Genomic DNA, 9,660 nt, shown 5'->3' with positions numbered 1-9,660 from the left:
CGTCCAAACCGCCCACCGCCGCCATCCGCAGCTGCCCCGACAGTGCGGGAGGTTCACTACTGGAACGCACCCGCACATCCGGATCATCCCCGAAGTAATAGGAAGCCCACGCCTCCGAGAACAACCACGCCGAATCGGACCCAGTTGGATCGGACTCGGAGGATTCGGACTCCGTCGATTCTCGTTCAGGTTCTGTTGAATCCGACCCCGTTGAATCAGACTTTGGAGAATCTGCATCGTTTAGATCAGCTTCGGCTGGGTCAGTGTCGGTCGTGGGCGCCGGAGGCTCAACGACAGGGGCTGTCCACACCGACTCGACACCCATCGGACCAGCCGGCCCATACCCCGAAGAAGCCCCTGCGGAAGCCCCCGTGGACGTATTCGCGGTCCCGTTGTCGGAGGCGGAATCCGCACCGTATCCGGGAGGAATCTCCGGTCCGGTAGAAGAAGCTTTACTGCTTTTCATACCTCCATCCCATCATCTGCCTCTGACAAAACGAGGTCCGTGGAAGGGCCCCAAAAAAAGAGTTTTAACTATTTTTTCGGCTCAATCGGAGCGGGAGTAGAAGGCAAGAGCCTAGCCCCAAAAACTGCTCATCGTTGCCGCAGGTAGGTGATTCGACCCATGCACCATCGCAGGCCCGTCGTCGGATCAGATATGGAGACACACAATACGAGGTATCGAAACTGCCTCAGTTCACCCAGGCCCTGGAAAACGTCGCGGCAGGTAGCGCGTGCCATGCTGTGCGTACCGAGCGATTTGCCGAGGTGATAGTGCCTTCGGTAGGGCTGGTAGCCGTGCGACGCTCCGTGAGCGTCGCTATGCGGAGGCTCTTAGGGGTTCGAGGGCAGCCAGGGCGAGATCGAGGCCGAAGATGAACTCCTCCGCCGGATCATAGCCGGCAGCGACAAGCGCCGCGGCCGATTCGTTGAGGTAGGGGAACTCGCCTGGAGGAAGCTGGGGCAAGTAGACGTCCTCGGCCATGTCCGCGAACTCATCGGCTGTATCGAACGGCAGGTTGGCTTCCTGCAGCGCGTAACCGTAGACGAGGCTGTCGAGCAACCAGTTGGCGTGCGTCGCCATCAGAACCGAGAAGCCGGCCCTCCGCAGGCAGGCGGTGACCGCCTCGCGGTGGCGGAGGTGCGCCGCCCCCGGTGCTGTCCGCGAGTCCAGCAGGCCAATCGCCCACGGGTGGCGCGCGAGAACCTGACGGGCGGATATCGAACGCCGCCGCATCGCCGACTGCCAGGCGGTGTCCTCGGGCGGTAGCTCAATTTCCTCGAACACGACGTCGATCATGGCGTCCAGCAACTCTTCCTTGCTCGCCACATAGTGGTAGAGCGACATCGCACCCGCACCGAGCTCGCGAGCCAGCCGGCGCATGCTCAGCCCTTCAACCCCCTCGCGGTCAGCGAGCCGGACCGCCTCGATCACCACCCGCTGCTTGGTCAGCCCCGTGTCTGCCGCGACCTGGCGTTGTTCCCTTGCGGCCACAATTTCCTCGCTCTCTCAAAAGGCTTGACAGCAGTACAGCGCAGGTTCACACTCTATCGTACAACGTACGTCGTACGCTGTACGAGCGGCGAAAGTCGTTGCTCGGACGCAAGGAGGCTTCCGTGGAAAACGAACAGCGATCGAATGCCGGAGCGCCCCTGATGCCGGGGGCTAATCTGGGCGAAACGGCGACGATGCGGGCCGCCGTCCAGCACCGCTACGGCCCGCCCTCAGTGCTCGAGTTGTCCAAGATCGGGGTACCGCTACCCGGTCGAGGGGAGGTGCTCGTCCAGGTGAGCGCAGCCTCGGTACACCCTGGCGACTACTTCGTCATGACCGGCGAGCCGTACATGGTGCGCCTCGTGTACGGGATACGCCGGCCGCGCCACCGCGTACCCGGCATGGACCTCGCAGGAGTGGTGGCAGCGGTAGGCAAGAACGTCACCACTTTGCGCCCCGGCGAGAAGGTGTTCGGCTGGAGCACCGCTGGGGCACTCGCGGAGTACGCGTGCGTCCCGGCGCGCAACCTCGTGCCCGTGCCCGCCAACCTGTCCTTCGTGGACGCGGCAGCGGTGCCCACCTCGGCCATGACGGCGTTGCAGGCATTGCGCAAAATCGCAAACGTTCGACCGGGCCAGACGGTACTGATCACGGGCGCGTCAGGCGGCGTGGGCTCCTTCGCCGTACAGATCGCCAGAGCGCTGGGTGCCGAGGTGACGGGTGTGTGCAGCACCCGCAACGTCGACCTGGTCCGGTCGCTCGGTGCCGACCACGTCATCGACTACACGAGGACCGACTTCACCCGCACCGGGAAGCTTTACGACGTCATTCTCGACAACGTGGAAGCCCAGTCCCTGACGGCGGTCCGCCAGGCGCTGACGGCCACCGGCACCCTGATCCCCAACAGCGGACGCGGCGGCCGCTGGTTCGGCCCCCTCGGTCGGATCGTCAAAGCGCGCGTGCTGTCCGGGTTCACCCGTCAGCTGCTGTTGCCCTTCATGTCGGTCGGGAAGCGCCAGGACCTGCTCACCCTGACCGAGATGCTCTTGACCGGGCAGGTCACGCCAGTCATCGACCGCACCTACCCCCTCGACGAAGCGGCCGATGCCCTCCGCTACGTCGGAGCTGGCCACACCCAGGGGAAGGTCGTGATGACCTTCTGACGACCTTCACCGACGAGAACGACACACCCTGTGCGTATGGACGCCCAGACCTGCCGCCACTCCGGCGGACGGACCACTCCAATCGAAAGAAAAACCAATGCCAACCCGAACGAAAACCCCGAAACTGCTCGACAACGCGCCGATCCCCGTGCAGGCCAAGCTCGCCGCCGCCTGGACCAGCTTCATGTTCCTCGTCATTTACATCGACTACTTCCACCTCTACCAGCCCGGCGAAATCGATGTAATCCGGGGTGGCGAGATCTTTGTCTTCGACATCACCGGGACATTGATGTCCATCTTCTTCGTGATCATCGCGATCCCGAGCCTGATGGTGCTGCTCTCGATGACGCTGCCCGCCCGGGCAAACCGTGCCACGAACCTCGTCGTTGCCTCGCTTTTCATCCCCCTCTCCATCTTCAACGCGGCAGGCGCGACCTGGGACTGGGCCTTTTACTACGGCCTCACCATCGGAGTCGAGCTGCTGATCCTGGCGTTCATCCTGCGCTCCGCCTGGACCTGGCCCCGCCCCGCACCGTCGGCGACCATGCCGAGCAGCCCGGACCGTGAAGCCGTTCGCGCCCAGCAGCAAGCGTGAACCCAAGTGGATTGACCCGGCGGTGGGGGCATTCAAAGGCCTCCACCGCAGGGTCAGGAACGCAGAACCGCCTCTGTCACCAGGTCGAACCCTTCAGCTTTCGCTCATTGCAGCGGTGGAGGCACACATCCCAATGCGTGCGCCTCCACCAGGCTGCCCGAAGTGCCACAGCTGGGAGGTTGCCGTGGCGGCATCACGGTTCAGCCGGACGACACAGACCCGTTTGCCTCAGGTAAAACTCAGGGGTTCCGAAACCACTGAAGATTCCCTACTTCGAGGTCTGAACCGGGCATAGAAACCCGGTCGTGACTTTGTATCAGGATTGATCCACAGTGACTTCGCCATCCTGGACAGTCACCATCAGGTTGAGGTACAGCGAGTGGCTGCGCTCCACGTCCTCCCACTCGTCCGGTTCATCACCCCAGGCGTCATTCTCCTGGTAGGTGACGAGCGCCTCACCGCCGGAGAGGTTCACAGCTTCCCCGTCGGTCCAGAAGTCTTCTCCGATGGAGTACTCGGGCTCGGTGACAAGCTCCCATTTCACGTTCCTGACGTCTTCGTCGTCGCCCCAGGAGTACTCGTTGAGACCACAGGGCTCGACTTCCATCGTGGTTTGAGCCATACACGCGGCGACGTAGTCTGCCGCTGCGGCAATCGCGGCATCTTCGAACTCGGGACTGCGAGTAGTCTCAAAGGCCGGGACGCTGGCGCTCTCGCCGAACCTGGCAGTAACCTCTCGTGGTTCTCCATGATCATAGAACGGGTCGTCATTGGGGACCGAGACCGTGTAGGTCCCCGGAAGAACCACTAGTTCGTGCAGGGCCAACCCATCCGAACCCGGCATCTGGACCTCGGCGCCATTAATCATGACGGTAGGAGTCTCTGCCTCAATCACGATGCGTTGCTCGGGAACAAAGAGTAGCTGCCACCCATCGAATATTCCGGCCTGCCTGCCTTCAGTTCTGAGGGTGAAGCTGGTACTGCTGGTCTGTCCGCCCTGGGTCACCTCTGCCTCAACCGTCGCCTGGCCGTCAGCGATGTCGGTCGAGATGATGCGGTAGCCCGAGATCTTGTTCTGCGCAGCTTCGTAGGCTGCAGCGGTCAGCAGTGTGCGGTCTGCAGTCTCGTCATACCGGTCATACAGCGCCAACGCATCAGCTGCCTGACCATCGACGAGTTTCTGTAAGTAATCCTCAACGGTTTTCTGCGGGCCGAACTCGCCGGCCTGGAGCGTCTGGTGGGCGTAAGTTCCGCCGATGCCTAGAACAGCAACGCCCGCCACTCCGAACGATCCGATCAGGAGCATCTTCTTGGCCCGCGGACTCATCGGCGTCGGATCGGATAATTCGGCTTGGCCAGGCTGTGTTGGCGGCACGCCAGCAACCGATCCAGCTAGCGTGACAGAGGGGGACGTTGCCGCACGTGCCAAGAGAATGCGACGCACCGGAACGGGGACAGAAGGAAGGACCATCGGCGCGAGGTAGCGTGCCACGATCTCAATCAGTAGGCCCACGACGGCGAACAGCAGAAATACCCAAGGGTAAAGTGCCGCAGATGCCGTCATCCCGCCACCGAAAGCTTCGCCTTCGACCGAGACCATGGTGGCCAGGGATATGACGATGCCGAAAGCGCCGTAAACAACAGGCAACCGAACCCAATCAATGGCGGAGGAGGCATGGCTCCCTCGAGTGATGGACCAACGGAGGCCAGCTGCCAGCACCAGAAGGACGGCCAGCACAGGTGCTGCGATTCGCACACCCAGGGGAATACCATCACTGAAGATCGTCAGCGCTTCGGCGGTGCCGAGACTGGCTTCTACACCCAGCCCACCAAGATGAACCAAAGCAAATTCGTAGACCAGAAGGTTCGGCAACATCGCAACGGCTGCGAAGATGGCTCGAAACTCAACCATTGACACGACTGCGATCAATGTGGCGAGCGTCAACACACCAGACCAGACAAGCACATGCGCTCCAAGCAGCCGTGCGGCGGCTCTCCATCCGGTCGAGATAACCGACCCCTCGGTGCGAGACCCGAGAAAAGCGGCGCTGCTGATCAATAGCCATCCACACGCGAACGGAAGGACGCTGACTGCGTGGACGGTCAGCTCGAAGCCTTCTTCGCGTATCCGCAGGGCGAAGATCAGCCCGAACGCCAGGCTCAAAACGGCAAACACCAAGCCGCCCGTGCCAGCCTGGACAATGCGCGCCAGGGTGGTAGCGGGTAGGCCCCGGGACCGGCGGCGGTTGAACCGGATGAAAAGGTACGCTGCGACCAGGCCCGCAATGGTGATAAGAAGCGGAACGAGGGTCGCAGTGAACCCTAGCCCGGCACCGAAGAAGAGGGCCGCCTCGCCACCGATAGCACCTTCCAGGGGCGCGAAAAAAGCCATGAGGACGAGCTGGACGACCACACTCACTGCAGCTCCGAACCCCTGCCCTGTGGCAACCCCGCCATCGATGTCCTCGGCCGCCGAGGCGCCTCCAGCGATCACAATCAAGATGACTAGCATCACGCTGGCAGCGAGAGCCGCGCCGTAGGCCACCGCCCCTGTGGCGGCGGCGCGGATCCAGGAGTCAGCTGAAATCGATCTCAATTGATCGAGCAGCGGCGGTTTTGCCGGTGTATCGTCCAGGCCCGGGCCTTGCGGCGGGGTAGTGGGTGGTGCCGCAAGAGGCAGCGTCGATTCATTCAATTGTTCCCCCAGGAAATAGATGAGCGGGGGGCAGACTTAGCTGCCGGCACACCTGCTCACCGTTTCCCCCAGAGAGAAATGTAGCTTATCGAGCCCAATTACCAGCATTTAGGATGTTATTCGAATTTTCAACATTCTTTCGGGGTCTTTCATCCGCCTAGGTGGCAGATCCAGGAACGGCACGATCAATGGCGAAGGCACCCGCAACAAGGTGATTCCTGCGGGTGCCTTCTTGCGCCGAGCCTTAGGCAAGCACCGCGTGCGAGACGCTGTCCGGGTTGCCGAACCGGTGAGCCGTAATGGACACGGCCTGCTCGTGCAGGAACGGCAGCATCTCAATCCGACCCGACTCGGTGACGGGTCCGGCGTAGATGGCAACATCCGGATCCCCGCCGGTGGCCGCGCACAGTTCCGAGTAGCCGCCGCCAATCAGGCGGACCCGGCCCAGCGAGGCGGTGGGTGCGTGCTTGAGCCACGCGGCGTCGTCGTCCACGCCATGTTCAATGTTGTGCGCCGAGAGCGCCGCTGTGAGCGCCGGCGGTAGCGGGTGAGCCGTCGAAACCCGCAGAGAGGCACCGGCACGCAGGCCAGCAGCGAGCACACGAACCAATCCGGCGAGGGTTCCGGCCTCGTTGAGCCGGACCGTCACAGCACCGGGAACATAGCGGAACTCATTGCGTTCCACCCCGAGGCCCGACACGTCGCGGTTGGCGCCGAAGGACCTGACCCAATGACGCTGATCGTCCGCGGTGGCCCTGGCCAGTGATCCCTGGTCGACGGCGGGGATGTCGGCTGCGTGCAGCAGATCCCGGACCGGCCCACTCAACGGAGCGTGAACATTCCCCGGATGCAGCTCAACCGGGTTCCAGCTGCCCAGGTGCATCAGATAGTTGGGGCCCCCAGCCTTGGCGCCCGGCCCGACAGCCGACCGCTTCCAGCCACCAAACGGCTGACGCTGAACAATTGCACCGGTAATGCCACGGTTCACGTACAGATTGCCTGCCTGAACAGCGTCCAGCCACTGGGCCAGCTCATCGCCGTCCATGGTGTGGATGCCTGCCGTCAGCCCATAGGCACTGGCGTTCTGCCACTCGATCGCCTGTGCCAGTGAGTCCGCGTGCATCACGCCGAGCACCGGACCGAAGAATTCGGTGAGGTGGAAGTAGCTGCCCGGTTTCACGCCCGCCCGGACGCCGGGGCTCCACAACCGTCCGGTCTCGTCCAGTTGTTTGGGCTTGACCAGCCAGGTTTCACCCTCGCCCAGCGTCGTCAGCGCGTCGCGCAGTTTCCCCGCAGCAGGCTCGATGACAGGGCCCATCTCGGTAGCCGCATCGTCCGGGTAACCGACCTTCAGCGACGCTACTGCGTCGACCAGCTGGTTGCGGAACCGCGCCGACTTCCCGGCCGCACCGACGAGAATCACCAGCGAAGCAGCCGAGCACTTTTGCCCGGCATGACCGAACGCGGACTTGACGACGTCGGCCGCGGCAAGATCGAGGTCCGAACTGGGGGTGACGATCAGCGCGTTCTTGCCGCTGGTCTCGGCCAGCAATGGCAGGTCATGCCGCCAGCTACGGAACAACTTCGCCGTGTCGTAGGCGCCGGTGAGGATCACCCGGTCCACCGACGGATGCGAAATGAGGTGCTGACCCACCGGCCCTTCCTCGACATCAGCGAAGTGCAGCACCTCGCGGGGCACCCCAGCGTCCCACAGCGCCTGGACCAGCACTGCCGCGCATCGTTTGGCCTGCGGGGCAGGCTTCACGACGACGGCGCTTCCCGCCGCCAGCGGGGCCAGAGCCGACCCCGCGGCGATGGCCACCGGGAAGTTCCACGGCGGGGTCACGACGGTCAGGCGTGCGGGGACGAACTCGGCGCCCTCCACCTGGTCCAGTTCCTCGGCAAGCAGTGCGTAATAGTTGGCGAAATCGATCGCCTCGGAGATCTCCGGATCGGACTCGGCAACCGTCTTGCCCGTCTCGCTGGCTGCAACCTCCACCAGGTCACCACGGATCGCCGCGAGTCGAGCCGCTGCGCTCCGCAGCACCTCGGCCCGTTCGGCCCCGGTCCGGGACGCCCAGTCCTGCTGGCCGGCAAGGGCCGCAGCGATGGTGCGCTCGACGTCGTCGTTGGTGTCCAGCCAGGACGCCTTTACCAACTCAACCCCCAGGGTCGAGCCTGGAACCCGCTGAAGAATTTCGGTGGCCCAGTCCCTGATGACGGGCAGCGACGGGTCGGAGTCGGACTGGTTGGCAAACTCGCCGGGTGCGGATTCCACGAACCGGTCGACGCTCTGCGCCCGGTTCGGGCCCGGCACCACCGCATCCACGGCCGCCAGTGAGGCGAGGAAACGCTGCTTCTCACGCTCAAACAGGTGCGGGCTCTTGTTCAGCTCAAAGACCGCCGACATGAAGTTCTCCTGGCTGGCGTTTTCTTCGAGCCGGCGGATCAGGTAGCTGATGGCGACGTCGAACTGTGCCGGGTGGACCACCGGCGTGTACAGCAGGAGCGACCCGACGTCCTTCTTGATCTCCTCCGCCTGCTCCTCGGCCATGCCCAGCAGCATTTCGAACTCGATCCGGTCCTCGACGCCGCGCGCCACCGAGAGCAGGCGTGCGAAAGCGATATCGAACAGGTTGTGACCGGCGACGCCGATCCTGACCGCCTCGGCGTTCTCGGGACGCAACGCCCAATCGAGGCAGCGCTTGTAATTGGTGTCGGTCGCTTCCTTCGACGGCAGCGTGGCAGGCTCCCAGCCGTGCACCTTCGCGTCAACCAGTTCCATGGCCAGGTTGGCGCCCTTGACCAGCCGGACCTTGACCGCCGAACCGCCACGGGCGCGACGCTCGGTAGCCCAGGCGGTGATGTCCTGCAGCGCGCCGAGCGCGTCCGGCAGGTAGGCCTGCAACACGATCCCTGCTTCGAGGCGCAGCAGGTCCTCGGTATCGAGGATGCGCTTGAACACGGCGACGGTCAGGTCGAGGTCGTGGTACTCCTCCATGTCGAGGTTGATGAACTTCGGCGCCGGGGAGGAGGCAGCCAACCGGTACAGGGGGAGGAGCCGCTCCGCGACCCGCTCCACCGTCTCGTGGAAGTCCCATAGGTTCATGGTGCTCACCACTGAGGACACCTTGATGGAGACGTAGTCGACGTCGTCGCGGGCCAGCAGTTTCTTGGTCCCCGCGAGGCGTGCGTCTGCCTCTTCGTGACCGAGTACCGCTTCGCCCAGCAGATTGATATTGAGGCGAACCGATTCCCCCCGCAGACCGGCAATAGCCTTGCCCAGCTTCTGCGGGCGGGCGTCGACGATGAGGTGTCCCACCATCTCGCGGAGCACCCGCTGCGCCACCGGGACCACGATGCCGGGCAACGTCGGGGCGAGCGCCCCGCCAAGCTTCACAGCGCCGCGCATGTACCAGGGCAGGAACGACGGCGTCTGCCGCGCCAGCTTCGAGAGGTTGCGTGCGGCGACCGCGTTGTCTTCGGGCCGGATCACCCGGTCAACGAACCCGAGTGTGAACTGCAGCCCGGCGTCGTCCTTCAGGACCTCGGCCAGCAGTTGCGCCGACCGCGACCCACGGGTGACCGTCGGTTCTGGGCGGCGGACGTCATCCAGGTGCAGCCACCGGCGGACCAGTGCGACGGCGTCGTCACCGAGGTCTGCGGGAGCGGGATCGGCTGTGGGAAAGAGCTGTGTCATGCGATCGTGCCT

At 63.9% G+C, this 9,660-nt stretch carries 5 protein-coding genes and 1 pseudogene; 2 read left to right on the top strand and 4 right to left on the bottom strand.

Features of this window, described 5'->3' with window-relative positions; genetic code table 11:
- Positions 1-466, bottom strand: a pseudogene (locus ABD059_RS16510) (hypothetical protein); the annotation flags it as partial.
- Between the two features lie 354 nt (positions 467-820).
- Entirely contained in the window at positions 821-1,495 is a 675-nt protein-coding gene (locus ABD059_RS16505; RefSeq protein ID WP_343882027.1) for a TetR/AcrR family transcriptional regulator C-terminal domain-containing protein, read from the bottom strand.
- A 122-nt stretch (positions 1,496-1,617) separates the two neighbouring features.
- On the opposite strand from ABD059_RS16505, the gene ABD059_RS16500 reads away from it, so the two are divergent.
- Together ABD059_RS16500 and ABD059_RS16495 are read left to right on the top strand one after the other, a co-directional pair.
- The gene (locus ABD059_RS16500; protein ID WP_343882025.1) at positions 1,618-2,658 is read left to right on the top strand and encodes an NAD(P)-dependent alcohol dehydrogenase; all 1,041 of its coding nucleotides are present in this window, start codon (positions 1,618-1,620) and stop codon (positions 2,656-2,658) included.
- A gap of 97 nt (positions 2,659-2,755) precedes the next feature.
- Positions 2,756-3,253 carry a DUF6326 family protein gene (locus tag ABD059_RS16495; RefSeq protein WP_343882023.1) on the top strand — a complete coding sequence of 166 codons (498 nt, stop codon included), beginning with the start codon at positions 2,756-2,758 and terminating at the stop codon, positions 3,251-3,253.
- A gap of 316 nt (positions 3,254-3,569) precedes the next feature.
- Here ABD059_RS16495 and ABD059_RS16490 read toward each other — a convergent pair whose 3' ends face one another.
- Together ABD059_RS16490 and ABD059_RS16485 are read right to left on the bottom strand one after the other, a co-directional pair.
- On the bottom strand, positions 3,570-5,948 hold the full coding sequence (locus ABD059_RS16490) for a SoxR reducing system RseC family protein (RefSeq protein WP_343882021.1): 2,379 nt from the start codon (positions 5,946-5,948) through the stop codon (positions 3,570-3,572).
- 244 nt (positions 5,949-6,192) lie between these two features.
- Positions 6,193-9,648 (bottom strand): bifunctional proline dehydrogenase/L-glutamate gamma-semialdehyde dehydrogenase, encoded by a 3,456-nt coding sequence (locus tag ABD059_RS16485; protein ID WP_343882019.1) that lies wholly within the window; start codon positions 9,646-9,648, stop codon positions 6,193-6,195.
- Between the last annotated feature and the right edge of the window lie 12 nt (positions 9,649-9,660).

The sequence above is a fragment of the Arthrobacter flavus genome (assembly GCF_039526005.1).
GTDB classification, from domain to species: Bacteria; Actinomycetota; Actinomycetes; order Actinomycetales; family Micrococcaceae; genus Arthrobacter_D; species Arthrobacter_D flavus.
This window is presented reverse-complemented; position numbering and strand designations above follow the sequence as displayed.

Excerpts from the sequence above, each read along its gene's own strand:
- ABD059_RS16495 (WP_343882023.1), top strand. The coding sequence starts at position 2,756 with ATGCCAACCCGAACGAAAACCCCGAAACTGCTCGACAACGCGCCGATC.
- ABD059_RS16485 (WP_343882019.1), bottom strand. The coding sequence starts at position 9,648 with ATGACACAGCTCTTTCCCACAGCCGATCCCGCTCCCGCAGACCTCGGT.